The sequence below is a fragment of the Microbacterium sp. Z10_103 genome (genome assembly GCF_058310455.1).
Genome location: NZ_JBZEGK010000001.1, coordinates 715,931 through 741,259 on the forward strand (window position 1 = coordinate 715,931; position 25,329 = coordinate 741,259).

The following is a 25,329-nucleotide window of genomic DNA, read 5'->3' on the forward strand; positions in this document are numbered from 1 at the left end:
GCAGGCGGTTTCCCCGCACGCGATCCCCCGCCGCCCCGGCGGACCGTGAACGCGGTGCACTGGGGGGATGAGCGCCGCCGGTTTCCCCCCTTCCGTCGCTGCGCGGCGCGGCGACGGAACAGCCCTGTCTCTCCCGCCCCGACAGACACCGCACGCACGTCCCGCCGTCCCGTGGCTCGCCTCGGCGGTTCCCGTCGTGGGAGCGCTCGGGTTCTGGGCCTTCACCGGTTCGGTCTTCGCACTGTGGTTCGCACTCCTCGGTCCGCTGATCGCAGGGGCGGGCATCGTGGACGGGATGCGGAGCACCCGTCGCGACCGCCGTGTCGGCGAGCGGGAGGCCGCAGAAGCGCTGTCCCGCACCCGAGAGCACGTCGACGAGCGTCACGCGATCGAACGGCGGCTGCGGGACGCACGTCACCCCGACGTCGCCGGCTACCTCGCCCGGCCCGAGCAGATCTGGCGGACCGGAACCGAGCGGGCGGGGTTCGTCGTCGCCGGGCGCGGCGTCGTCCCGAGCGACACCCGGCTGAGTGTTTCGGGGTCGCACCCCGACGACCTCCGCCTCGCGCAGTCGGCGCGCGTGTTGGAGAACGCCCCCGTCCCCGTCCCCCTGGGCGGGGGGTGCGCCGTTGTGGGGCCCGACACGCTCGCGCGGGCGGTCATGCGTTCCCTGTTGCTGCAGGTCGCGATGGCGCACCCACCGGGCGAGTTCGAGATCGCCACGCGTGACGACCGGGAAGGCTGGGTGCACGCGCTGCCCCACGCCTCGGCGGCGGCCGCGCGCAGGGTCGTCTGGGCGCGGCCCGGGGCGCCGCTTCCCGAAGCGGATATCGTCCTGCTGTGCACGGCTCCGGGCGATCCGCTGCCCCCGCGCTGCGACGTCGTCGTGACCCTGACCGGTCCGGGAACCGCACGCGTGGAGGTCGGTGTGGACGCTCACGATGTCGAGGTCGAAGCGATCGGGGCGGTGCAGGCGGCGCACATCGCGGGCGAGCTCGCCGCCCGCTCGGTCGCCGGCGGTGGCGCCGCGCACGACGATGCGGCGCCTCTTCCGCTGTCCGCTGTGAGAGCGGCCGGGAGGGAACGCGCGCGCATGGGGCTTCCCGTCGCGATCGGCATGTCGGGCGGCGAACCGTATGTGGTCGACATCGTCGGCGATGGTCCGCATGCGGTGGTGACCGGGATGACCGGTGCGGGGAAGAGCGAGCTGCTTGTCACGTGGGTCACGGCGCTCTCCGCGCGGTATTCCACGGCCGACGTCACGTTCCTCCTTGCCGACTTCAAGGGGGGAACGGCCTTCGAGCCGCTCGCCGCGCTCCCGCACGTCACGGGCGTCATCACCGACCTCGATGCCCGCAGTGCCGGCCGGGCCATCGACAGCCTGCGCGCGGAGATCCGTCACCGCGAGGCCCTCCTGGCTCACGCGGGCGCTCGGGATGTCGCGGCCGTCGATCTTCCGCGCCTCGTGGTGATCGTCGACGAGTTCGCGGCGCTTCGCACCGCCCACCCCGACCTCGAGCCGCTCTTCGCCGATCTCGCCGCGCGCGGCCGGGCCCTCGGCATCCACCTGATCCTCGGTACCCAGCGCGCGGGCGGTGTCGTCCGGGATGCGCTCCTGGCCAACTGCGGGCTGCGGATCAGCCTGCGGGTCGCCGACCCGTACGACAGCACCACCATCGTCGGAACCCCCGACGCGGCCGCCCTGTCGGGCGGACCCGAAGCACGAGGCATCGCCCTGATCCGCCGCGCGGCCGACACCCGCGCGGCCCGCGTGCGGATCGCGCTCTCGGCGCCGGCAGATCTGGCCGTGGCCGGGATGGGTGCCGGTCCGCAACCCCGCGCCAGCTGGCTCCCCGAGCTGCCGACGACCGTGCGCCTCGACGACATCCGGGCGCCTGCTCCGGGCATCGTCCTCGGCATGCGCGATGACCCTGCGCAGCAACGGCAGGACGCGGCTCTGCTCAGCCGATCGGAGAGGGGGCTCCTCGTCGTGGGCGGGCCGGGATCGGGCAAGACCACGGCCCTCCGCACGATCGCCGCGCAGGTGCCCACCCGGCTCTGGGTCGGCACCGACCCGGAACAGGCCTGGGACGCCCTATCGACCGCGGCGGTGCATCCACCGGCCGGCGGCACAGCCGTGTTCCTGGACGACCTCGACGCGCTGGCCGCTCGACTGCCCGACGAGTACGGCCGCGCGGCGGCAGAGGCCGTGGAGCGCCTCATCCGCGATGCCGGGTCCCTCGGCATCCAGGTGTTCGCGGGGGCGCAGCGACTGACCGGCCTCGCGGGCCGCGTCGCGGATCTCTTCCCTGCGCGCCTCATCCTTGCCACGCCGACGCGGGCGGAGCACGTCGCGGCCGGGGGAGAGGCGTCGGACTTCACCCCCGCAGCCCCTCCCGGCCGCGGAGTGATGGGTCGGAAGGTCGTGCAGGTCGCCCTCGCGCCGGATGCTCCGCAGCCGACACCGCCGGCTGTCGTGGAGCTGTGGCATCCGCCGATCGGCGTGTCCGGGTTCATCACCCGTCGCGGCTCCGCTCCGGCGCTCGAGCGCTGGGAGCGCAGCGGGGTGCGACTCCGGGGGGTGGAAGCCCCGGGCGACCCGGCGGAGCCCGAGCCGGGCGGGCGTGTCGTGCTCGTCGGAGACCCGGAGCAGTGGATGGCCCGCCCGCGCCTGCTGGAGCGGATGCGGTCGAGCTCGGCCCTCGTCATCGACGCGGGGTGCGGGCGCGACCTCCGCGTTCTCACCGGCGACCGTGACCTCCCGCCCTACGCCCAGCCGCACGGAGGCCGGGCATGGGAGTATGCGGGAGGACCGCCCCGTCGCGTCGCGGTGACACCGTCGGCGATTGCTTGACCGTGAACCGCACGGAGCCCTACCTTCAGCAGATGGCCACCACGGAACTGAACCGCCCGGACGGCAAGGGACTGGCTGCGGGGTCACTGGGGCTGTGGGGATCGGTCGTCATCGGCCTGGCCTCCACGGCGCCGGTGTACTCGCTCGTCGCGACGCTGGGATTCGTCGTGCTCGCCGTCGGAGCGCAGGCGCCGATCGCGTTCGTCCTGGCGTTCCTCCCGATGCTGTTCATCGCGTTCGCCTACCGTGAGTTGAACAATGCCGTGCCCGACTGTGGCACCACGTTCACCTGGGCGACCAAGGCGTTCGGTCCGTGGGTGGGTTGGATGGGTGGCTGGGGCGTCGCGGTGGCGGGGATGGTCGTTCTCGCCAACCTCGCGCAGATCGCCGGCATCTATTTCTGGTCGCTGATCGGCGACGGGTCGCTCTCCGAGAACGTGCCGCTGGTCACCGCGACCGGCGTCGTCTTCATCGCGGCGATGACCTGGGTGAGCTGGCGCGGGGTCGAGATCGGCGAACGCATCCAGAACGTGCTGCTGGGGATTCAGTACCTCGTCCTGGCGGCCTTCGTCGTCGTCGCACTGTGGAAGTTCTTCGATGGATCAGCGCCCGACCCCACGCCTTTCGACATCGCCTGGTTCAACCCGTTCGGGTTCACGGAATGGAGCGGTTTCACCGAGGCGGTTCTGCTCGCGGTGTTCATCTACTGGGGATGGGACACGTGCCTCGCCCTCAACGAGGAGACCAAGGATCCCCAGCGCATCCCGGGCCGCGCGGCGGTGCTGACCACGGTCATCCTGCTCGTGACGTACGTGGGCGTGACCGTGGCGGCGATGATGTACGCCGGACTCGGCGAAACCGGCACCGGCCTCGGAAACGAAGCGAACGCCGACGACGTGTTCCTCGCGCTCCGGGAGGGACTCTTCGGCCCGCTCGGTTGGGTGCTCATCGTCGTGGTGCTGATCTCGGCGGTGTCATCCACGCAGACAACGATCCTCCCCACGGCCCGCGGCACCCTCGCGATGGCCGCGTACAAGGCTCTGCCGAAGCGGTTCGCGAACGTGCATCCGCGGTACCGGACGCCGTCTTTCTCGACGCTGGTCATGGGCGTGGTCGCGATCCTCTATTACATCGGGATGACCCTCATCAGCGACAACATCCTGCAGGACTCGATCCTGTCGCTGGGCCTCGCGATCGCGTTCTACTACGCCATCACCGGCTACGCCTGCGTGTGGTATTTCCGGCGGGACCTCTTCAGCTCGGCACGCAACCTCGTCTACCGCGGCATCCTGCCCCTGGCAGGTGCCCTGATGCTGACCTACGCATTCGTCCAGTCGGCCATCGACATGTACGACGTCGACTACGGGTATACGGTGCTTCTCGGCGTCGGCGGAACCTTCGTGGTCGGCATCGGCGCGCTCGCCGTAGGCGTGCTGCTGATGTTCCTGTGGTTCCTCTTCCCGAGGTCGAAGCCCTTCTTCCGTGGGGAGAGCCTCAACCGGGATACGCCGGTCCTCGTGCCCGAGGAGCCGTCGGATTATCTGCGGTCGGTCGACGGCGGGCTGGTCTGAGGAGCACGCATGCGCATTCTCATCCTCGGCGCCGGCGGCGTCGGGTCGGCCGCCGCCCGGATCGCCGTGCGGCGCTCCTTCTATGACGCGCTCGTCATCGCCGACTACGACCCGGCCCGCCCCGAGACGCTGATCGCCGAGCTGGGCGACCCACGTCTGAGCGCAGCCCAGGTGGATGCATCCCGTCCCGAGTCGGTGGCCGATCTCATCCGCGAGCACGACATCACGCACGTCCTGAACGCGGTCGATCCGCGGTTCGTCGTGCCGATCTTCGACGGCTGCTATGCCGCCGGTGCCACCTACCTCGACATGGCGATGAGCCTGTCCACGCGGCATCCCGAGCATCCGCACGAGCTGACCGGCGTCAAGCTCGGCGATGAGCAGTTCGCGCGCGCGGACGCGTGGGAGAGCAAGGGACTGCTGGCGCTCGTCGGCATCGGGGTGGAACCGGGGCTCTCGGACGTGTTCGCACGGTATGCCGAGGACGAGCTGTTCTCCGACATCGACGAACTCGGCGTCCGAGACGGGGCGAATCTCGTCGTGGCCGGCTACGACTTCGCGCCCTCGTTCTCGATCTGGACGACGATCGAGGAGTGCCTCAATCCGCCGGTCATCTATGAACGCGACCGCGGCTGGTACACGACGGAGCCGTTCAGCGAGCCCGAGATGTTCGACTTCCCCGACGGCATCGGGCTGGTCGAGTGCGTCAACGTCGAGCACGAAGAGGTGCTACTCATGCCGCGATGGACGAAAGCGAAGCGGGTCACCTTCAAGTACGGCTTGGGCGACGAGTTCATCAAGGTATTGAAGGTCCTGCACAAGCTCGGGCTGGATCGCACCGAGAGCGTGAAGGTGAAGGGGGTGGAGGTGTCGCCGCGCGACGTCGTCGCGGCGGTCCTGCCCGACCCCGCCACGATCGGCGACAGGATGAGCGGCAAGACGTGCGCGGGAGTGTGGGTCACCGGGACCGGCAAGGACGGTGCCCCGCGGTCCACGTACCTCTACCACGTCGCCGACAACGAGCACACGATGGCGGAGTACAACTCGCAGGCCGTGGTGTGGCAAACAGCCATCAATCCGGTGATCGCCCTCGAGCTGCTCGCATCCGGTGCCTGGGCGGGCGCCGGCGTTCTCGGTCCGGAGGCGTTCCCCGCCCGTCCGTTCCTCGACCTTCTCGCCGCTCCCGCGCCGGGGGGCTACGGCTCCCCGTGGGGCATCCAGGAGAAGTAGCCGCCCACCCGTGCCCCCCGCGCCGTGCCGCTCCCGCGGGATGCGTTCGCGGGATCAGGAGTTTTCGCGGGTACAGGCCGTTCTTGGCGGCATCCGCCTGTCTCCGCGAAAACTCCTGATCCGGTGCACGCCGCGGCAGGGTCAGGACACGCGTCGCCGATGCAGACCCTGCGCCATCGCGGTCAGTACGGTGTCCCGGACGTCGTCCCCTGCGAAGAGCACCTGCTGATGGTCGAAGCGCAGCACCGTGTAGCCGCGCAGCACAAGTCGCGCGTCGGCGGCGATGTCTCGGCGGCGGTCGGCGGCCTGGTGGTACGCGAAACCATCGATCTGCACGATGAGCGACTCGCCGATGAGGCCATCGACCGGATGACCGTCGATCCAGATCTGCTGCGCCACCCGCACGCCGCACCCCCGCATGATCCAGGCGAAGCGGGTCTCCAACCCGGAATCCGACAGGGATGACGCCAGATCCGCCAATTCGGATGCCGCTGAAGAGCGCCACTGCACGCGGGGTAGCTGGTCCGCGCCGACCACGCCTCTGCGGATGGCGGACTCCCAGAGCATCGCTGCATCCGCGACAGGAAGGCACCGCGCGGCGTGGAAGAGCATGTTGAGCGGGTGGTCGTCGACAGAGTTGCGAACGACGGGCGCGGGACCCGTCGACCAGTGCACCGTCAGGCCCTCCGTGTCGAGCCGGGATGCGGTGCCGGGTACGGCGATGTGAACCGTCTCCTCGGACGGGACCCACAGGCCCCGAAGCGCGGCACCGGAGACGCACGTCACCCGCCCACCGAGCCGTGCGGCAGAAGCGCGGCGCGGATCGCATGCTGGCGACACCAGCCAGGAACGCCGTACGCGCAAGACTTCGCCGGCGTCGACGGCGTCCGCAATCCGACGCGTTGTGAAGCCGGCGGCGCGAGCGGCCGAGGTGTGGGCGACCCCGTGTTGCAGCGTCAGCCAGTCGAAGAGGGCAACCGTTGTGGACATGCAGAGCAGGATGCCTGGCACGGGGCTGTGTGGGGGACTGTTGTCGTTCCGCCGTGGACAAAGCCGCAAACGTGCGGCCTGTGCAGGAGCACTGATGCGTCCCCGCCGGCGCGTATCCGCCCGCGTTCGACACGTCCACCCGCGGGAGGGCCCCCGCGTTGTGGAATCAGGAGATGTGGCGGAGACAGGCGGATCTGACGGCGATTGTCCTGTGTCCGCGAAAACGCCGGCGTTCGACGCGAGAACGCCGGCGCAGGATCTGCGCGGGCCCGCGCCGCTTTGGAGGCGAGGGCGCCTCGGTACGAGGACGGCCCGCGTTGCGGAATCAGGAGATACGGCGGAGACAGGCCGATATGACGGTGATCGTCCTGTGTCCGCGAAAACGCCTGCTCTCGACACGAAGGTGCGCCGCGCGCCGGTGCTGCGCCCGGGGGGAGGTGGGAAGGTGCGCCGCGCGCCGGTGCTGCGCCCGGGGGGCGTGCGAAGGTGCGGCGCGCACGTGCGGCGCACGCGCGGGGCGAGGGCGGTCCGACACGTGCGCCGCGCGCCGCCCGCCGGCGACCCCGCGGGCTCGGCACGAAGCCGCCCCCGCCGGTCAGGCGAGGGCGTCGGCGAGGGATGCTGCGGGCAGGCCGTGCGCCGTGGCGACACCGGCGTTGAGCAGCGCGCCGCCGGCGGTGTTGAGGCCGCCCGCGAGAGACGGGTCGGAGCGGAGGGCTTCCTTCCATCCCCGCCCGGCGATCTGCCGCACATAGGGGAGCGTGACGTTGGTCAGCGCCGACGTCGAGGTGTTCGGAACAGCCCCGGGCATGTTCGCGACGCAGTAGAACACCGACCCGTGCACCGTGAAGGTGGGGTCGGCGTGGGTGGTCGGACGGGTGTCGGCGAAGCATCCACCCTGATCGACCGCGATGTCCACCAGCACGCTCCCCGGCCGCATCCGCGAGACCGTCTCGTTCGACACGAGCTTGGGCGCCCGGGCCCCGGGAATGAGCACCGAGCCGATCACGAGGTCGGAGTCGATCACGGCGCGTTCGAGATCCAGGGGGTGGGATGCGGCGGTGCGGATGCGGCCCTGGAAATGATCGTCGAGGTACCTCAAGCGCTGGACATTGGTGTCGAAGACGGTGACCTGCGCGCCGAGGCCCATCGCGATGACGGTGGCGTTGGCGCCGGCGACACCGCCACCGATCACCGTCACCTGCGCCGGCCGCGTGCCCGGTACACCCGACATCAGCAACCCCAGCCCTCCCTGGGAACGCAGCAGCGTGTGGGCGCCCACGGTGGGGGCGAGGCGTCCGGCGACCTCGCTCATGGGCGCGAGGAGGGGCAGCCCGCCCCCGGGGAGCTGGACGGTCTCGTAGGCGATGGCCGTGACCCGGTCGGTCAGGAGACGTTCGGTCAAGGCCCGGTCGGCGGCAAGGTGCAGGTAGGTGAACAGCACGAGGTCGTCGCGGAAGTACCCGTACTCGCTCGCAATCGGCTCCTTCACCTTCAGCAGCAGCTCGGCGCGCGCCCACACCTCGGCGGCGCTCTCCAGAAGCACGGCGCCGGCGTCCTGGTAGTCGGCATCCGACATCGACGACCCGAGTCCCGCGCCCCGCTGCACGAATACCTCGTGACCGGCGGCGACCAGGTCGTGCACTCCGGACGGGGTAAGGGCCACTCGATACTCGTGGTCCTTCACTTCGGTGGGAACGCTGATTCTCATGGAACCGACCTTTCCGCACGCCGGGTGGGCGTGCCCTAGAAGGCGGGGCGGATCGCCCCGACATCCTTCCCGCCGCCGGAGATCGACAGCGGAAGTCTCGACATCGCCTCGGCGACATCCGGAGCCGGGAGAGCCCCGGCGCGTTCGAGCAGTCGCAGAGCGACGGCGGAGGCAGCCCGTCCGCTGCCGTCCAGGATCTTCAGGGCGACGGTCGTGCCATCCGGCGCCACCATGACCATGACGCCCTCGGCGCCGCCCTTGGCGAACACTCCCAGGCGCTCGGTGACGATCGTGTCGGGTCGCCCCGGACCGTCGATCGTCCACGGGTTCTCGCGGACCGCACCCACGAGGGCACCCGCGTTGCGATGCAGCGCGAAGGGCGAGCGTTCGGACGACGTGCCCACGCGCTGAAGGGCGTGGGCGAATCCGGCCAGGGTCATCGCGTACACCGGCGCCCCGCATCCGTCGATCGCCGTCGCGGCCGGCTTCTCGCCGGTGAGCCGCTCGACCAGTTCGCGAATGTGGATCTGCATGGGGTGGGCGGGGTCGAGGTAACCGGCGGTGTCCCATCCGTTGGTCGCACACGTGAGCAGCATGGCCGCGTGCTTGCCTGAGCAGTTCATCCGGATGCGCGCGGGCTCAGCGTGATCGCGGACCATTTCGTCCCTGGCCGCGGTGTCCGTCGGCCAGGCGGGCGGGCACCCCAGTGCGTCTTCGCCGAGCCTCGCCGCACCGAGGATCTCGCGGACGACCGAGACGTGCCGGTCGGTGCCGGTGTGGCTGGCTGTGGCGAGCCCGAGCATCGTCCCCTCGAGGGGAGCGCCCGCGGTGAGGCATGCGAGAGCCTGCAAGGGTTTCATGCTCGAGCGCGGCAGGATCGTCGCCGAAACGTCTCCCAGCCTTTCGGCGACCGTGCCGTCCGGTGCCAGGACGATCGCGATGCCGGAGTGGCGGGACTCGACGAATCCGTTTCGCTCGACGATGGCCAGGTCGACGGATGCGGCGGATGTCAACGGCACGCCCCCACACTATCGTCGTGTACCCCGCCGCCCGGGAGGCGACGCTCGGATGGAAGACTGGACGGATGACGGCAACGCACTCCTATCGGGTCCATGCCACCTGGACGGGCGACCGCGGGACCGGAACCACCGGTTACCGCGACTACGACCGCTCGGTGACGATCCGAGTCGAGGGCAAACCCGACATGCTGATGTCGGCCGACGTGCCCTTCCGCGGCGACGCCGCCCGGTGGAATCCCGAAGACCTCCTCGTCTCGGCGCTCGCCGAATGCCACCTGCTGTCGTACCTCTACGCGTGCGTGCAGGCCGGCGTCGTGGTGGTGGGCTACGAAGACGAGGCTGTCGGCACGATGGTGGTGGACGGCAACACGGGCGCGTTCAGCGAGGTCGTGCTGCATCCTCGCGTCACGGTCGCCGAGGCGTCGATGGTGGACGCGGCGGCCACCGCTCATGAGAACGCCCACGACTGGTGTTTCATCGCCAACTCGGTGAACTTCCCCGTGCGCTACGAGCCCACGATCCTCGTCGCCTGACCCTTCCCGCACGCCGAAGCCGCGAGAATCCAGTCTCGACGGGCGAGCGGATTCTCGCGGCCTCAGCGGACGCGCGGAGGGTCAGCGCACGTCGTCGTCGACCCAGTCCATCGACTTGGTCACGGCCTTCTTCCATAGCCGCAGCTGGCGATCACGCTCGTCGGGATCCATGTCCGGCTCCCAGCGCTTGTCCTCTTGCCAGTTGGCTCGCAGGTCATCGAGGTTGTCCCAGAAACCCACGGCCAGGCCGGCCGCATACGCAGCGCCGAGCGCGGTGGTTTCGGCGACGACCGGCCGGATCACCGGCACGCCCAGGATGTCGGCCTGGAACTGCATGAGCGCATCGTTGGCCGTCATCCCGCCGTCGACCTTGAGCTCGGCGAGGTTGACGCCGGAGTCGGCGTTGACCGCATCCAGCACCTCGCGGGTCTGGAATGCGGTGGCCTCGAGAGCGGCGCGGGCGATGTGGTTCTTGTTGACGTAGCGTGTCATGCCCACGATGGCGCCGCGCGCGTCCGGCCGCCAATACGGCGCGAACAGGCCTGAGAAGGCGGGAACGAAGTAGACCCCACCGTTGTCGTCCACGGCTTCGGCGAGCTTTTCCACTTCCGGCGCGGAGCTGATGATGCCGAGCTGGTCGCGCAGCCACTGGATGAGAGAACCCGTGACGGCGATCGACCCTTCCAGTGCATAGTGGGCCGGCCCGTCGCCGAGCTTGTATCCGAGGGTGGTGAGGAGGCCGTTCTTCGAGTGGACGATCTCCTCGCCCGTCTGGAAGATCAGGAAGTTGCCCGTCCCATAGGTGTTCTTGCTCTCGCCCGGGTCGTACGCGGCTTGACCGAAGGTCGCCGCCTGCTGGTCGCCGAGGATGCCGGCCACCGGTGTCTCGCGCAGCAGCGACGAAGACTCGGCCTTGCCGTACACCTCGGAGGAGGAGCGGATCTCCGGCATCATCGAGCGCGGTACGCCGAAGACCTCGAGGATGTCGTCGCGCCACTGGAGCGTCTCGAGATCCATGAAGAGGGTACGGCTGGCGTTGGTGACATCGGTGGCGTGCACACCGTCCTCGGGGCCACCCGTGAGATTCCAGAGCACCCAGGAGTCGGTGGTCCCGAAGATGAGGTCGCCGGCTTCGGCTTTCTCCCGTGCCCCATCGACGTTCTCGAGGATCCATACGATCTTGGTACCGGAGAAGTAGGTCGCCAGCGGCAGCCCCACGATGTCTTTGAAGCGTTCGACACCGCCGTCCACGGCGAGGCGGTCGACGATCGGCTGCGTGCGCGTGTCCTGCCAGACGATGGCGTTGTATACCGGCTTGCCGGTGTTCTTGTCCCAGACCACCGCGGTCTCGCGCTGGTTGGTGATGCCGATCGCGGCGATGTCGTGGCGGGTGACGTCGGCGCGGCTGAGGGCCAGGCCGATCACCTCCTGCACGTTGCGCCAGATTTCGAGAGGGTCGTGCTCGACCCAGCCGGCCTTCGGGAAGATCTGCTCGTGCTCCTTCTGTCCGACGGAGATGACGGTTCCCTTGCGGTCGAAGATCATCGCGCGGGATGAGGTCGTGCCCTGGTCGATGGCGAGAACGTAGTCGGCCATGTGTGACTTCCTTGTCTATGAGGGGTGGAGAGGGGAGGGGCAGTGGACGCCGCCGGGCGGCGGCGTCCACGGGATCAGCCGAGGTTCAGGAGGAGCGGCGCCAGAAGGGCGGCGAGTGCCGCACCGATGAAGGGGCCGACGATGGGAACCCAGGAGTACGCCCAGTCGCTGGAGCCCTTGCCCTTGATGGGCAGGACGGCGTGGGCGATGCGCGGGCCGAGGTCACGCGCGGGGTTGATCGCGTACCCCGTGGGGCCACCGAGGGATGCTCCGATTGCGACCACGAGCAGCGCCACGGGGACGGCCGACAACGGGCCGAGGGCACCGGGCGTCCCGATCTCGACGTCTCCGTAGTCGGCGAACGCGAAGATCACGAACATCAGGACGAAGGTGCCGATGATCTCCGTGACGAGGTTCCAGCCGTAGGAGCGCATCGCCGGTCCCGTAGAGAAGACCGCGAGCTTGAGCGCCGGGTCGGGCTCCTCGTCGAAGTGCGTCTTGTAGGCGAGCCATGCCAGCACCGCGCCGAGGAACGCGCCGATCAACTGAGCGGCGACGGCGACGAGGAACATGACGAAATCGATCGTGCCCGCGATCAGGAGAGCGAGGGAGACGGCCGGATTGATCATCGCCCCCGAGTAGGCCGAGACGAGCACACCCGCGAACACCGCGAGCCCCCAGCCCCAGTTGATCAGGAGCCAGCCGCCACCGTTGCCTTTCGTCCGGGCGAGGACGACATTCGCCACCACCCCGGCGCCGAGAAGCAGAAGCATCGCGGTGCCGATCAGTTCGGACAGGAAATACAGACCTAGATTGACTTCTTCTTGCATGTCGACAGTGACCTTTCAGTGAAGTTCCCTCTTGCCTATCCATGCACCCTCGCGGGGCCTTGGACGTGAGGCTAGCGGTCCGGGTGGCCGGTCGTCAGGGGGGCCGGCGCATAGCTCACATCTGCGCGGTGTCGACCTCCTCGAACTCGACGCGGTGCGCGGTGCGCAGTATCTCCACCGTGCGCGCGACCTCGTGATCGCACCTCTCCGCATCCCACCCGAGCACGTCGGCGACGGCATCGGTGACTTCGCGGAGGGTCTGGGGGGTCATGCCGCCGACGAAGGCGAGCGAGGTCCGCCGGAGCAGGAGGTCGATGAGGTGGACCACACGCTCGGTGGCGGCGAGGTGGGCGAGTTCTTCGCGGTAGTACCCCGGGACATGCTCGAGAGGAGTCGCGTCGACGGGGATGGCGGCCAGCACTTCGGTCGCCCGGGTGCCGTAGCGGGTCAGCATCCGGCCGGCGATCTCTTCCGAGTGACCGGCGGCGTGATCGTGGACCCAGCGGCGGCGGTCGGCGTCGGTGCGCGGGTACCCCTTGCCGCCACCGATGGCGAGCCCGACGGTGCTCACGCGATGCGGGCGGCCGAGAGTCTCCATGGCGCGCGTGCTGAGGTGCTCGGCGAGGGCACGGAACGTCGTCCACTTCCCTCCGACGAGGCTCAGGAGGGGCGTCCCCTGGTTCGTGTCGTCCACGATGCGATAGTCGCGCGAGACGAACCCGGGGGCGGTGTCGTCGTGACGGGGGAGGGGGCGGATGCCGGAGAAGGTGTAGACGATCTGCGACCGGTCGACGACGATGTCGGGGAACACCTGACTGACGAGGTCGAAGAAGTAGTCGATCTCCTCGTCGGTGGTGACGACGGGCTGGGCCGGATCGGCGTCGATGTCGGTGGTTCCGACGAGAACGCGACCCTTCAGCGGGTAGATCAGCACGATGCGTCCGTCGGAGTGCTCGAAGAAGATCTCGCGACCCTTGGTCGCGGCGAGCAGCTCGGGGTGGTCGAGCACGATGTGCGAGCCCTTGGTGCCACCCATGAAGCGGGTGGGCATGCCCATGGTGTCGTTGGTGAGGTCGGTCCACGGTCCGCTGGCGTTCACGACCACCTTGGCGCGGAGGGAGAACTCCTCGCCGGAGACCTCGTCGCGGAGCTGCACGGCGCCGTCCGACATCCCGACGGCTCCGACGTAGTTGACCGCGGATGCGCGGGGGCCGCCTGCTTCGAGACCGTCGTGCAGCACGTCCAGCGCAAGGCGCTCCGGGTCCCACATCGATGCGTCGTAGTAGGTCGCGGTGTACTTGACGTCGGGGTTCATGTCGGGGAACTCCGCGAGCGACTTCTTCCGCCCGAGGAAGCGGTGGCGCGGTACGCTCCCCCCGCCGCGCGAGAAGGTGTCGTAGATCATCAGGCCGGTCTTGATCAGAAGCGCCCCGCGCTCGCGCGGCTTGCCGCGACCGTGCGTCACGAGAAGACGAATTGGCGCGGAGAGGATGCCGGACAGCGTCTTGAAGATCGGGATCGTGGTCTCCAGCGGCCGCACGTAGTGCGGAGCGGTGCGCAACAGCGCGTTCCGCTCGGTGACAGCCTCTTTGACGAGCCGGAATTCGCCGTTCTCGAGGTACCGGATGCCTCCGTGGACCATGTGGCTCGACGCCGAGGACGCGCCCGACACGAAGTCCCCGCGCTCGACGAGCGCGACGTCCACGCCCTGCAGGGCGAGGTCGCGGAACGTGGCGATGCCGTTGATTCCTCCACCCACGATCAGGATGTCGACCTCCCGGCGCTCGCGGAGCGCTTGGACGTCACGGCGGGAGGGGAGAATCGGCGTCGACGGAGTCACGGATCCGACCTTTCATGGGGTGCGTCCACCCACTCTGTCGCGGCTGTGAACGGAGTTGCAAGCTATCTGCACAAACGTGCAGAGTGGGCTTACGGACGACAGGAGAACTCATGGCCCGAGCAGCTTCACGGGTGCAGGATGCACTGCGCGCGGCGCAGTTGTACTACCTGCAAGACCTGACGATGGAGGCCATTGCCCGGGAGATGCACGTCTCCCGCTCGTCCGTTTCGCGGCTGCTCTCCTCGGCGCGCGAGAGCGGCCTGGTGACCATCTCGATCCACTCGCCCCAGGATGCGCGAGACCAACTGGAGAACCGCCTCGCGCGGCGGTTCGGCATCACAGCGCACGTCGTTCCCACCCCGGATCGCATCAGCGAGGCCGAGCGCCTGGAGCGGACCGCGCTGTCGGCGGCGCGGATCCTCACCGAGCGCGTGGACTCGTCGATGACGGTGGGGATCGCCTGGGGTTCGACGTTGTCGGCTGTCGCGCGGCACCTTCCCGCCAAACGTACGCACGACTCCCACGTCGTGCAGATGAACGGCGCAGCCAACGTGCGCACGTCCGGCATCCCGTACGCGGGGGAGATCCTCACGAGGTTCGGCAGCGCGTGGTCGGGGTCGGTGCACCAATTCCCGGTCCCGGCGCTGTTCGATGACCCGCTCACCAAGAGCGCGATGTGGCGCGAACGCTCCGTGCGAGCGGTGCTGGAGATCCAGGAGCGGGCGAGCGTGTTCGTGTTCGGTCTGGGTTCACCGCACGCTGACGTCCCGTCGCACGTGTACTCCGGCGATTACTTCGACGAGGCCGATCGCCGGTCTATCGAGAGGAACGGCGTGGTGGGGGACTGCGCCACGGTTTTCTACCGCGTCGACGGCACGTCGGAGGGCATCGACCTCAATGAGAGGTCGAGCGGCCCCGACCTCGATGCCGTCCGCCGCATCCCGACGCGGTTCTGCGTCGTGTCGAGCCTTTCCAAGCTCGACAGCCTGCGCGGAGCTCTCGCCGCGGAGATCATCACCGAGTTGGTGGTGGAGGAGTCGCTCGCGAGGCAGCTGCTGGAGGTGAGCGGAGCGGCGCGGTAGCGACGGTCACAGTTCGCCGAAGCCGTCCTCCACCATCGCGCGCAATTCGTCCGTGGCCGCCTGAGCCTGCGGCCCGGATGCGGTCACGCGGATACGGGTCCCAGGCCGCACGCCGAGGGACATGAGGGCGAGGAGACTGTCGCCTGCAGCGGGGGCGGAGCCGGTGTCGAGGTCGGTGACCTGCACCTTCGCGTCGAAGCGCCCGGCGGCGCGGACGAACGCCGCGGCAGGCCGGGCGTGCAGTCCCGACGGATTGCGCACGACCGCCTCGAAGGACGCCTCGCCGCCCGCGGCCCCCGCAGATCCCGCGGTGGTGGTCGCCGGCGCATCATCCCCGACCGCTGTCTTGCTCACCGCAGCATCCGCGTCGTCGCCCAGTTGCGCGCGCTTGGCCGCCATGGCCCCGCCGATCTCGGTGACCACCGCATCCAGCGACGCCCCTGCGGCCGCCGATACGACCGCGGCGACCAGCCCCTCGACGAAGGGGGCCGGGCTCAGCATCACGCGTGTGTCGCTCTGCACGAAATCCCGGGCCATTTCGGCGCTGAGGATCGCCGAGCCGAGGTCCATGACGACCAGGACTCCGTCGTCGGATGCGGCTCGGTCGATCGCCGCGGCGATGTCGACCGCATCCGTGCCGAACCCGCCGTCGGCAGTGCCGGCGGCGACCTCGATCCGCGGGGGAGCGCCCCCTCCCATCTGCAGCGCGAGATCGACCGCCGCAGCTGCCAGGGGGGCGCTGTGGGAGACCACGACGATCCCGATCACGCGGCCGGTCCCAGCGCGTCGCGGAGCGCCTCCAGGAGCAGTGTCGCGGAGGCCGCTCCGGGGTCCATGTGTCCGGCGCTGCGCTCGCCGAGGTAACTCGCGCGACCCTTCCGTGCCACGAGCGGGATGGTGTCGTCACGCCCCTTTTCCGCCGCCGCCACAGCGGCGTCTGCGGCCGCGAGGGCGTCGGCACCGGTGGCGACCGCCGCATCCCATGCGTCCGCGGCAGGGAGGAGGGCATCGATCATGGTCTTGTCGCCGAGCTCGGCTTTGCCGCGCGCGACGACCCCCTCGATGCCGGCGCGGAGGGCAGCGCCCAGGGCTGCGGCGTCGAGCGAGTCGGCGGCACCTGCTGCCGCGCCCAGGCGCAGGAAGAACGTGCCGTACAGCGGGCCGCTCGCCCCGCCCACGGTGGACACGAGCGTCATACCGACGGTCTTCCCCAGGTCGGCGGCTGTCGTCGGCGGGTCGGAGTCGAGCCTGGCGACGACCGCGTGAAGGCCGCGAGCCATGTTCGAGCCGTGATCGGCGTCGCCGATCTCCGAGTCCAGCGCGGTCAGTTCGGCCTCGTGCTCGGTGATGAGCGTATCGAAGCGGGTGATCCAGGAAGTGAGGTCTGCGGAGGTGACGGCCATCCGCGCCTCACGCTCCCCAGCGAAGACCGGGCGTCACCACGGGCGCGTCCCACAACCGGACCAACTCGTCGTCGGCTTTCACGACGGTCAGCGAGCACCCGGCCATGTCGAGGCTCGTGATGTAGTCGCCCACGAGCGAGCGCTGCACCTCGACGCCTGCGTCAGCCAGCAGCGCCGCGACTTCGCCGTACATGAGGTACAGCTCGATCAGGGGCGTGCCGCCGAGGCCGGAGAGCAGAACGATCGCGGGGCCGGCGGCGTCGAAGTCGGTCAGGATGGGATCGACCAGCATCCGGGCGATCTCGGAGGCGGATGCCAGCGGCACGCGTTCGCGGCCGGGCTCGCCGTGGATTCCCACACCCACCTCCATCTGGTCATCGGGGAGGTCGAAGGTGGGCTTCCCCGCGGCCGGGACCGTGCAGCTGGTCAGGGCGACACCCATCGACCGCCCGTTCGTGCTGACCTTCTCGGCGAGGGTGACCACGGTGTCGAGGTCGGCCCCCTCCTCCGCGGCGGCGCCGACGATCTTCTCCAGGACGACCGTGGTCCCGGTGCCGCGGCGGCCTGCTGTCCAGGTGGAGTTCTGCACCGCGACATCGTCGGCGACGACCACGGACTCGACGCGGATGTCTTCGGCCGCGGCCAGCTCGGCGGCCATCTCGAAGTTCAGTACGTCGCCGGTGTAGTTCTTCACGATGAGCAGGACGCCGGCGCCGGCATCGACGTTCTTGGTGGCTTCCAGCACCTGGTCGGGTGTCGGCGACGTGAAGACCTCGCCGGCGACCGCGGCATCCAGCATCCCCGTTCCGACGAACCCCCCATGCATCGGCTCGTGCCCTGACCCGCCTCCGGAGACGAGGGCCACTTTGCCGGCGCGGGGCGGGTCGCCGCGGTAGATGACGCGGTTCTCGGCGTCCACCCGCAGCTCTGGATGCGCGGCTTGCAGCCCGCGCAGGGATTGGACGAGGACATCGGCGGGTGCGTTGATGAACTTCTTCATGGGCCCTCCCAGACGCGACGGTGCGGTCAGGGAGAATCTCCACCCGACCGCCTGCTCTGTCAAGGGCGCCGGGTCGGGTGCGGCTTCAGCGCCGCTCGTGCGGAAGCACCTGCCGGATGCGTTCGATCGGGCTGGCGGCGGGAACTTCGTTGTAGACCCCGGCCAGCTCCTGGCCCGAGAGGGCGTGGATCGCTGCCATGATCTCGTCGGTCGCCGCTCGCCGGGCGCGACCGGACGCCGCCGGCCCATGCGCGCTCAGGTCGAGGGGAGCTCCGAATCGCACCGTGATGCGCGTCCGGAGAGTCGGGAATCGCGCCCCCACCGGCATCGCGACGTCCGTGCCGGAGAGTCCGACCGGCACGACCGGGGCGCCCGTCTGCAGAGCGAGGAAGGCGACGCCGGTCCGCCCCTTGTACAGGCGGCCGTCGAGCGATCGGGTGCCCTCCGGATACAGTGCGACGGCACCGCCGTCCTCCAGGATGCGGCGCTGCTGGTCGAGGGCGTCGAGGGCAGCCTGACCGGCGCCGCGTTCGACGGGGATCGCGCCTAGCGCCGAGAAGAATTGGCGCGAAGCCCACCCGTCGAAGTAGCTCGACTTCGCCAGGAACCGTACCGGCCGAGGAGCGGCCACGGGGATGGCGATCGAGTCGATGAACGAGAGATGGTTGCTCGCGAAGATCACCGGCCCCGTCCGCGGCACCAGCTCGCGACCCTCGATGTGCGGGCGGTACACCGCGCGCGCCAGGGGAGCGACCACGATCCGTCCGAAAGCGTAGGCCGCTCCGGTGCCTGCGAGCGGCTCGGGATCGGCGCTCTCGGCGGGGATGGCCGCCTGCTCGGATGTCACCCGTCGAGGCTACTCCGCATTGCATTCTTGGATCGGCATGCCCGGCTCCCAGGCGCCTCGTAGGCGGGATACGCCAGGATGGAACGGTCCCCCAAATCTCGAGAGGTTCGCCCGTGCGCTTCCGACCGCTTGCCACCCTGTCCCTCGTCGCTGCCGCGGCCGTCGTTCTCGCGGGCTGCTCGGGCGGATCCACGCCTGAGGAAAGCCCGACCGGCACGCCCGGTGACCTGTGCGCGGCGGCAGCGCCCTCCGGTACGTCGTCCGACGCGATCGACGTATCGGGCGAAGTGGGCACCCCCGCAACCGCGACGTTCGACCTGCCGCTGGAGATCACGGAGCTCGAGCGCACCGTCGTGTCCGAGGGTGACGGCGATGACGTCGCCGCAGGGGATTACGTCGCCTATGGCCTCACGGCCTTCGACCCCGAATCCGGCGGACAGCTCGGCACCCTCGGCTACACCGAGGGCGAGCTTCTGCCGCAGCAGATCTCGCCCGACAGCGTGCTCGGGAAGTTCTTCGGCTGCGCCCCCGTCGGCACACGCGTGGCGACCGTTCTCCCCTCCAGCGACGGCACCTCCGCGCCGGTGGCCTACGTCGTCGACCTCACCGGCATCATGCCCTTGAAGGCGACGGGTGAGGACCAGGCCCCGGTCGAGGGGCTCCCCACGGTCGAGCTCGACGAGGACGGCGCGCCGACGATCACGATCCCCGACACTGAGGCACCTACGGAAGCGCGGGTGGAGACCCTCAAGCTCGGCGACGGCATCGAGGTGCTTCCCGGCGACAGCGTCATCCTGCAGTACCGCGGCGTGAAGTGGTCGGACAGCGAGGAGTTCGATGCGAGCTGGTCCCGCGGCGAGCCCGAGACCTTCCCGTCGACGGCCGGTGTCATCGAAGCGTTCCGTCAGGCGTTGGAGGGTCACACCGTCGGGTCGCAGATGCTCGTGGTTGCCCCGCCCGCCGCAGCCTACGGCGCCACCGAGGGCCACGAACTGCAGAACGAGACCCTGGTGTTCGTCGTCGACATCCTCGCGACGCAGCATCCCGCCGCCGCCACCGCCCAGTGACGCGCCGCCCGCCTCGGTAGGCTGACCGGATGCGGCGCGTCCTCATCCTCGGCTCGACCGGGTCGATCGGAACCCAGGCCCTCGAAGTGGTCCAGGCGCATCCCGACCGCTTCCAGGTCGTCGGGTTGGCCGTCGGCCGCGACCGCGACGGGATGCGTGCCCAAGCCGATCTCTTCGGAGTCGAGCACACGGCCGTCGGCGCGGCGGAAGCGGAACAGCTGGTCCGCGACGTCCATGCCGACGTGGTGCTCAACGCGATCACGGGCTCGGTCGGCCTGGGGCCGACCCTCGCCGCGCTGGAGACCGGCCGCACGCTGGCGCTGGCCAACAAGGAGTCGCTCATCGTCGGCGGCGACCTCGTCACGGCGCTCGCCGCGCCGGGGCAGATCATCCCGGTCGACTCCGAGCACTCCGCCATCGCGCAGGCACTCCGGGCCGGGGAGCGCGGGGAGGTGCGTCGGCTCGTGCTCACGGCATCCGGTGGACCCTTCCGCGGACGGACGCGCGCGGAACTCTCGGGCGTCACCCCGGCTGAGGCGCTCGCCCATCCCACGTGGGACATGGGGCGGGTGGTCACGACCAACTCGGCGACGCTGGTGAACAAGGGCCTCGAGGTGATCGAGGCGCACCTGCTCTTCGACGTGCCGTACGACCAGATCGACGTCGTGGTGCATCCGCAGTCGATCGTGCACTCCATGGTCGAATTCGTCGATGGCTCGACGATCGCGCAGGCCTCACCCCCCGACATGCGCTTGCCGATCTCGCTGGGACTGGACTGGCCGCACCGGGTGGCGGGCGTGGGACAGCCGCTGGACTGGACGGTCGCGTCGTCGTGGACCTTCGAGCCGCTGGATGAGGACGCGTTCCCCGCCGTGGCGCTCGCCAAGCAGGTCGGGATGCTGGGTGCCACCTACCCCGCGGTCTTCAACGCCGCGAACGAACAGGCCGTTGACGCGTTCCACGAGCGGCGGCTGCCGTTCCTCGGCATCCTCGACACGGTCCGGGAGGTCGTCGAGGCGCACGAGGCGCCGGGGGAGCTCACCCGCGAGTCTCTCGCCGACGCCGAGTCGTGGGCGCGGGCCGCCGCCGACCGGGCGATCGCTGCCGCCTCCTGACGCCGAGAAACGACGATCCGGACGAAAAACGACGCGCGGCGTCGTGTCTCGCCCGGATCGTCGTTTCTCGCGGGATGGGATGGGACGGGACGGCGCGGGCGGGGCTGGTCAGGGCGCGGGGTAGGGGCGCTCGGGGTCGGAGGATGGCGTCGAATCGGAGGGGTACGGCACGGGCCACGCGGGCTCGGGAACGGGCCAGCCGGCCGAACGCAGAGCGCGACGGGCGAGCTCGCGAGCCGAGTACGGCGTACGCCGCCCGCGGATGTCGCGGTAGTCCTGGTGACCCGGGCCTGCCCAGAGGATGGCATCGCCCTCGCCCACCAGCGCCACAGCCTCGACGATCGCGCGTTCGGGCGGCGAGAACTCGTGGATCTCGGCATCGGGGCGGGCGCGACGGGCACCCTCCCGGAGGGTCGCGCGGATGGAATCCGGGTCCTCGAACCGCGGATGGTGGTCGGTGATGACGAGGATGTCGCTGCCTTCGACGGCCGTCCGCCCCATGTCGTGGCGCTTCGTGGCATCCCGGTCGCCGTCGGCGCCGAAGAGCATGACGACTCTCCCCGGTGTGACCCGGCGCACGGCAGCGAGGGTCTTCTCGAACGCGTCGGGGGAGTGGCCGAAGTCGACGTACACCGCCGGCCCGCGCTCGCCCGAGACCCGCTGCGTGCGGCCGGGAAGGTAGGCGTCGATCCGCCCGCCGTCGAGCGCGGCCACGAGGGCCTCCCACGCGTACCCCGCCTCCAGCAGCATGACGATCGCAAGCCCGGCGTTGGAGGCCATGTGCCGGCCGATCACGGGAACGACGGTGGTGAGGCGACGGTCGCCGGGGCCGGAGAGCGTGAACTCGGTGCCGTCCTGGCGCTCCTCGCGGATCTCGACGATCCAGTCCGCGCTCGAGGCCGCGTCGGGGTCGTCGGCGATCACCGGGGTGGCGACGGTGACGACCGGTATCGCTGCTCGCGCCACGACCTCGGCGCCGGGCGCGGAGTCGAGTGAGACGACGCCGCGGCGTGCGCGGTCGGGCTGGAACAGGGGGAGCTTCGCCTCGAAGTACTCCCGCATGTCGGCGTAATCGTCGAGGTGGTCGTGGGAGAGGTTCGTGAACGCCGCCACATCGAACACCAGCCCGTCCACACGGTGGCGGCTCAGCGCCTGCGCGCTCACCTCGACCGCGACCGCCTCGACACCGCGCTCGCGCATCAGTGCCAGCAGCGCGTGGAATTCGGATGCCTCGGGCGTGGTCAGGCGCGAAACGATGACCTCGCCGGCGATGTGACGCTCGGCGGTGGAGGACAGCCCCGTGACCACGCCCAGCTGACCGAGAATCCCCTCGAGCAGATGCGACACGCTCGTCTTGCCGTTCGTGCCCGTCGTTCCCAGCATCAGCGGCAGATCGTCGTCCTGCCCGGTGCCGTACACCCAGGCCGACAACTCGCCCAGCAGTGCTCGCGGGTGCTCGACCACGATGATCGGCACCCCCGCGTCGGCGGCGATGCGCGCCCCGTCCTCGTCCGTGATAACCGCCACAGCGCCCGCCGCCACTGCCTGGGGGACGAAGTCCGCACCGTGCCGGTTGACCCCGCGGAGGGCCACGAAGGCTTCGCCCGGGCGCAGGTCGGCGGTGGCGAGCGTGATGCCGGACAGCGTCACCCCGTCGTCGGCGCCCTCGACGCGCACGCCGAAGCGGCGCGCGAGTTCGCTGAGGCTCCGGCGGGGCGGACGCTCGGGTCGGAGCACGGGCGGGAGGGAGGATGCGGCGTCGGAAGGCATGGCCGAACCATCCTCTCACCCGGCGCTGATCGACCGGGGGATGTGCCGCGACCGGTGCGGCCGCGGCACATCACTCACGCGCGGCGCCGGTTCAGCGCGACGACCGCGACCACGAGGGCGGTCGCGCCCAGAGCGATGCCGCCCGCGCCCAGCCACAGCGCCATCGTGGGCGGAGCCGCGGTCGCAGCGTCCGCCGCATCCGGGTGGACATCGGCCGAAGCGGAGGCCGCGCCGTCGTGTCCGTGGCCATCCTCCTCGGCGACCGCGCAGACGGCGACGGTCGGGGCGGGCGCCCCCGGCTCTTCCTCGCCTTCGACGGTCTCCTCGGTCCAGGCGGTCGAACCGGTCGTGCACTCCTGAGTCACGGGGAATGCGACGACCGAGTCGGCCAGGTCGGTCGAGAACCGCGCATCGAGGCTCACCTCGCCTTTGATGCCGGATTCGATCGGCTCGACCGCCGTGTACACGACGCGCGTGACGGTGCCGTTGTCGGCCAGTGTGCGCTCGATGGACCATCCGGCCGAGGCGACCGGGACGACGTTGGTGACACCCTCGGGAATGTCCACGGCCAGCGCCGTGGTGGGGAAGTCCTCGCAGCCGTGGCTGAACGAGAACGTCAGCGTCGTCGAGCTCTCCGCGGGCGACGATTCCGGCGTCACGTGGATGTGGGCGGAGGCTGCCAGCGGCGCTCCGACGGCGAGGGCGACGCCGGCAAGCGCGCCCACGAGAACGCGGGTGCGACGGCGCGCAGGCAAAAGGGTGGTGGACATGACTCTCTCTTCACAGTGGGGGTGGATCGCCGGGCGCGCTCATCGGCAGGCGCGCGCGACAACGCGCACCTGCGGGGCGGCGTCGAGCTGCCCAGGCGCCTAGGCGGGAAGGATGGAAGCGAGCGGATGCGGGGGCGGCCCGCGGCGCGATACCGAGCCGGCGCGATAACGCCGCCGCACCACGAACGCGGCGTCGAAGCTTCCGCGCACGAGGCGCGGAACGGGAATGTCCGGAAGGGTGGTGGAGCGGCGCGGGAGGATGCGGGGGAGCCAGTGCACGACGGCGCGCAGGACGTGTTCGCCCCGGGCGACCGCGAGGATCGTGACCATCGCCGCCGCGAGGTGCGCGGCGGTCATCACCGCCCCGCCGCCTGCGGAAACGACCGTGGTCGCCGATTCCCCCAGCACCGGCGCACGGCCGTGGACGTGCGTTGCCGCTGCATCCCACGTGCCCGGATCGCCCGTCACCGTGAAGGCGGCATGGAAGAGCAGCTGGCTTCCGCCGACCGCGAGAGCGGTGCGCCACAGTGCCGGCCGAGCCCCGGCCAGCGCCGTTGCTCCGGGAGCAGCCAGCGCCGCGATGACCGCGCAGAACAGGGGGCTCGGCGCGCCGCCCCCGGCGAGGGTGTGGGATGCCGCAGCCGCCAGGGTCGCGAGCAGCGCGAAGGTGCCCCCGCGTAGCGCCCGGGCCGACCGCGTGTTCACCGTCCCAGGCTAGAGGAACGCCCACGCAGCCCCACGGCCAACTCAAAGGCGCGCGGGGGTACCGTGATCGGCGTGACGGTTCTCCTGTTCGTGCTGGGTGTCGTGCTGCTCGTCGTCGGGCTCGCCGTGTCGATCGCGTTGCACGAGATCGGCCACCTCGTTCCGGCGAAGCGCTTCGGCGTCCGGGTCGGCCAGTACATGATCGGGTTCGGCCCGACGCTATGGTCACGACGGTTCGGTGAGACCGAATACGGCGTGAAGGCCATTCCGTTGGGGGGCTACATCTCGATGGCCGGGATGTATCCGCCTTCGCCGCGCGAACGCGAGGCTGCTCTGAGCGGGGAACGGTCGGGACGCGCCGGCGGCGGGTTCTTCGCGACCATGGTCCAGGATGCTCGCGCCGCGAACGACGAGACCCTTGCCGGGGACGACGATTCCCGGGTGTTCTACCGTCTCCCGGTCTGGAAGCGCGTCGTGATCATGCTCGGCGGGCCGTTCATGAACCTCGTGCTGGCGATCATCCTCTTCGCCATCCTGTTCAGCGGTATCGGACTGTCCACCGCGACGACCACGATCGCCTCCGTCAGCGAGTGCGTGATCCCCGCCGACGCCGACCGCACCGAGTGCGCGACGTCGGATCCGTCGGCACCGGCCGCGGAGGCGGGCATCCGGCCCGGCGACGTGCTCGTGTCGATCGACGGAACGGATGTCGCCACGTTCGCCGAGGCATCCGCCCTCATCCAGGAGGCGCCCGGCCGGCCCCTCCGCGTGGTGCTCGAGCGCGACGGCGAAGAACGGTCGTTGACCGTCACGCCGGTCGCCACAACCCGCGAGGTCGTCGGTGAGGACGGACAGGCGGTCATGCGGGAGGTCGGGTTCGTCGGCGTGGGACCCCAGGTCACGCGCGTCCCGCAACCGCTGTGGGCAGGTCCTCAGGCGGCGTTCGAGAACGTCGGAGCCGTCGCCGGGATCATGACCCAGCTGCCCGTGCGCGTGTGGGACACCGCCGTCGATCTCTTCACGGGTCAGGAGCGCGACCCGAACGGTCCGCTGAGCGTCGTGGGCGCCGGCCGGCTGGCGGGGGAGGTCGCTGCGACGGATGCGCCGGTCCTCGACCGCGTCGCGAGCCTCATCGGTCTTCTCGCATCGCTGAACATCGCGCTGTTCGTCTTCAACCTCATCCCGCTCCTGCCGCTGGACGGCGGGCACGTCGTCGTTGCGCTGTGGGACGGCCTCAAGCGCGCGTGGGCGAAGATCTTCCGTCGTCCCCCGCCGCGCCCCGTGGATGCGACCAAGCTCGTGCCGGTGACGTTCGTGGTGGTCGTGCTGCTGATCGGGATGGGCGGCATCCTCATCCTCGCCGACCTGTTCAACCCCGTCTCCCTCTTCTGACCGC

The 25,329-nt window shown here is 70.2% G+C and carries 21 protein-coding genes; 8 read left to right on the forward strand and 13 right to left on the reverse strand.

The window, feature by feature from the left end:
- Nucleotides 1-67: 67 nt before the first annotated feature.
- From AC4FS2_RS03255 to AC4FS2_RS03265, 3 genes are read left to right on the forward strand one after another with little or no spacing between them, the layout of a single operon-like run.
- The gene (locus tag AC4FS2_RS03255) at nt 68-2,854 is read left to right on the forward strand and encodes an FtsK/SpoIIIE domain-containing protein (protein ID WP_491153559.1); all 2,787 of its coding nucleotides are present in this window, start codon (nt 68-70) and stop codon (nt 2,852-2,854) included.
- 32 nt (nt 2,855-2,886) lie between these two features.
- On the forward strand, nt 2,887-4,425 hold the full coding sequence (locus AC4FS2_RS03260; RefSeq protein WP_491153557.1) for an APC family permease: 1,539 nt from the start codon (nt 2,887-2,889) through the stop codon (nt 4,423-4,425).
- Nucleotides 4,426-4,434: 9 nt separating this feature from the next.
- On the forward strand, nt 4,435-5,655 hold the full coding sequence (locus AC4FS2_RS03265) for a saccharopine dehydrogenase family protein (RefSeq protein ID WP_491153555.1): 1,221 nt from the start codon (nt 4,435-4,437) through the stop codon (nt 5,653-5,655).
- 141 nt (nt 5,656-5,796) lie between these two features.
- On the opposite strand, the gene AC4FS2_RS03270 is transcribed toward AC4FS2_RS03265, so the two are convergent.
- The 3 genes from AC4FS2_RS03270 to AC4FS2_RS03280 all read right to left on the reverse strand — a co-directional run bounded on the left by AC4FS2_RS03270 (nt 5,797) and on the right by AC4FS2_RS03280 (nt 9,375).
- Entirely contained in the window at nt 5,797-6,645 is an 849-nt protein-coding gene (locus AC4FS2_RS03270; protein WP_491153553.1) for an endonuclease domain-containing protein, read from the reverse strand.
- A 595-nt stretch (nt 6,646-7,240) separates the two neighbouring features.
- Nucleotides 7,241-8,356 (reverse strand): alanine dehydrogenase, encoded by a 1,116-nt coding sequence (gene ald, locus AC4FS2_RS03275; RefSeq protein ID WP_491153552.1) that lies wholly within the window; start codon nt 8,354-8,356, stop codon nt 7,241-7,243.
- Between the two features lie 35 nt (nt 8,357-8,391).
- Nucleotides 8,392-9,375, reverse strand: coding sequence for an asparaginase (locus tag AC4FS2_RS03280; RefSeq protein WP_491153550.1), 984 nt, complete (start codon nt 9,373-9,375; stop codon nt 8,392-8,394).
- A gap of 65 nt (nt 9,376-9,440) precedes the next feature.
- Here AC4FS2_RS03280 and AC4FS2_RS03285 point away from each other — a divergent pair, with 65 nt between their 5' ends.
- A complete protein-coding gene (locus tag AC4FS2_RS03285) occupies nt 9,441-9,908 on the forward strand; it encodes an OsmC family protein (RefSeq protein ID WP_491153548.1) in 468 nt (155 codons plus the stop codon).
- Nucleotides 9,909-9,989: 81 nt separating this feature from the next.
- Here the strand turns inward: AC4FS2_RS03285 and glpK are convergent, their stop codons facing one another.
- From glpK to AC4FS2_RS03300, 3 genes are all read right to left on the reverse strand, one after another.
- Complete coding sequence (glpK, locus tag AC4FS2_RS03290) at nt 9,990-11,504, reverse strand: glycerol kinase GlpK (protein WP_491153546.1); 1,515 nt, start codon at nt 11,502-11,504, stop codon at nt 9,990-9,992.
- 74 nt (nt 11,505-11,578) lie between these two features.
- Nucleotides 11,579-12,334 (reverse strand): MIP/aquaporin family protein, encoded by a 756-nt coding sequence (locus tag AC4FS2_RS03295; protein ID WP_491153544.1) that lies wholly within the window; start codon nt 12,332-12,334, stop codon nt 11,579-11,581.
- A 115-nt stretch (nt 12,335-12,449) separates the two neighbouring features.
- Nucleotides 12,450-14,174: a glycerol-3-phosphate dehydrogenase/oxidase gene (locus AC4FS2_RS03300; RefSeq protein WP_491153542.1), complete on the reverse strand. Its 1,725-nt coding sequence runs from the start codon at nt 14,172-14,174 to the stop codon at nt 12,450-12,452.
- A 110-nt stretch (nt 14,175-14,284) separates the two neighbouring features.
- Between AC4FS2_RS03300 and AC4FS2_RS03305 the strand changes: the two genes are divergently transcribed.
- The gene (locus AC4FS2_RS03305) at nt 14,285-15,256 is read left to right on the forward strand and encodes a sugar-binding transcriptional regulator (RefSeq protein ID WP_491153540.1); all 972 of its coding nucleotides are present in this window, start codon (nt 14,285-14,287) and stop codon (nt 15,254-15,256) included.
- A gap of 6 nt (nt 15,257-15,262) precedes the next feature.
- Here the strand turns inward: AC4FS2_RS03305 and dhaM are convergent, their stop codons facing one another.
- The 4 genes from dhaM to AC4FS2_RS03325 all read right to left on the reverse strand — a co-directional run bounded on the left by dhaM (nt 15,263) and on the right by AC4FS2_RS03325 (nt 18,506).
- Nucleotides 15,263-16,024, reverse strand: coding sequence for a dihydroxyacetone kinase phosphoryl donor subunit DhaM (gene dhaM / locus AC4FS2_RS03310; protein ID WP_491153538.1), 762 nt, complete (start codon nt 16,022-16,024; stop codon nt 15,263-15,265).
- Complete coding sequence (dhaL, locus tag AC4FS2_RS03315) at nt 16,021-16,659, reverse strand: dihydroxyacetone kinase subunit DhaL (RefSeq protein ID WP_491153536.1); 639 nt, start codon at nt 16,657-16,659, stop codon at nt 16,021-16,023. Before dhaL ends, dhaM begins: the two co-directional genes overlap by 4 nt.
- A gap of 7 nt (nt 16,660-16,666) precedes the next feature.
- Nucleotides 16,667-17,659: a dihydroxyacetone kinase subunit DhaK gene (gene dhaK, locus AC4FS2_RS03320; protein WP_491153534.1), complete on the reverse strand. Its 993-nt coding sequence runs from the start codon at nt 17,657-17,659 to the stop codon at nt 16,667-16,669.
- 85 nt (nt 17,660-17,744) lie between these two features.
- Nucleotides 17,745-18,506, reverse strand: coding sequence for a lysophospholipid acyltransferase family protein (locus tag AC4FS2_RS03325; protein WP_491153533.1), 762 nt, complete (start codon nt 18,504-18,506; stop codon nt 17,745-17,747).
- A gap of 113 nt (nt 18,507-18,619) precedes the next feature.
- Between AC4FS2_RS03325 and AC4FS2_RS03330 the strand changes: the two genes are divergently transcribed.
- Complete coding sequence (locus tag AC4FS2_RS03330; protein WP_491153531.1) at nt 18,620-19,573, forward strand: FKBP-type peptidyl-prolyl cis-trans isomerase; 954 nt, start codon at nt 18,620-18,622, stop codon at nt 19,571-19,573.
- A gap of 29 nt (nt 19,574-19,602) precedes the next feature.
- Nucleotides 19,603-20,688 (forward strand): 1-deoxy-D-xylulose-5-phosphate reductoisomerase, encoded by a 1,086-nt coding sequence (gene dxr / locus AC4FS2_RS03335; protein WP_491153529.1) that lies wholly within the window; start codon nt 19,603-19,605, stop codon nt 20,686-20,688.
- Nucleotides 20,689-20,796: 108 nt separating this feature from the next.
- Here dxr and AC4FS2_RS03340 read toward each other — a convergent pair whose 3' ends face one another.
- From AC4FS2_RS03340 to AC4FS2_RS03350, 3 genes are all read right to left on the reverse strand, one after another.
- Nucleotides 20,797-22,458, reverse strand: coding sequence for a Mur ligase family protein (locus tag AC4FS2_RS03340; RefSeq protein ID WP_491153527.1), 1,662 nt, complete (start codon nt 22,456-22,458; stop codon nt 20,797-20,799).
- A gap of 74 nt (nt 22,459-22,532) precedes the next feature.
- Nucleotides 22,533-23,228 carry a DUF1775 domain-containing protein gene (locus AC4FS2_RS03345; protein ID WP_491176367.1) on the reverse strand — a complete coding sequence of 232 codons (696 nt, stop codon included), beginning with the start codon at nt 23,226-23,228 and terminating at the stop codon, nt 22,533-22,535.
- A gap of 99 nt (nt 23,229-23,327) precedes the next feature.
- Nucleotides 23,328-23,933, reverse strand: a complete 606-nt coding sequence (locus tag AC4FS2_RS03350) for a hypothetical protein (RefSeq protein WP_491153525.1) — start codon at nt 23,931-23,933, stop codon at nt 23,328-23,330.
- 72 nt (nt 23,934-24,005) lie between these two features.
- On the opposite strand from AC4FS2_RS03350, the gene AC4FS2_RS03355 reads away from it, so the two are divergent.
- Entirely contained in the window at nt 24,006-25,325 is a 1,320-nt protein-coding gene (locus AC4FS2_RS03355) for a M50 family metallopeptidase (protein ID WP_491153523.1), read from the forward strand.
- The last annotated feature ends 4 nt before the right edge of the window (nt 25,326-25,329 follow it).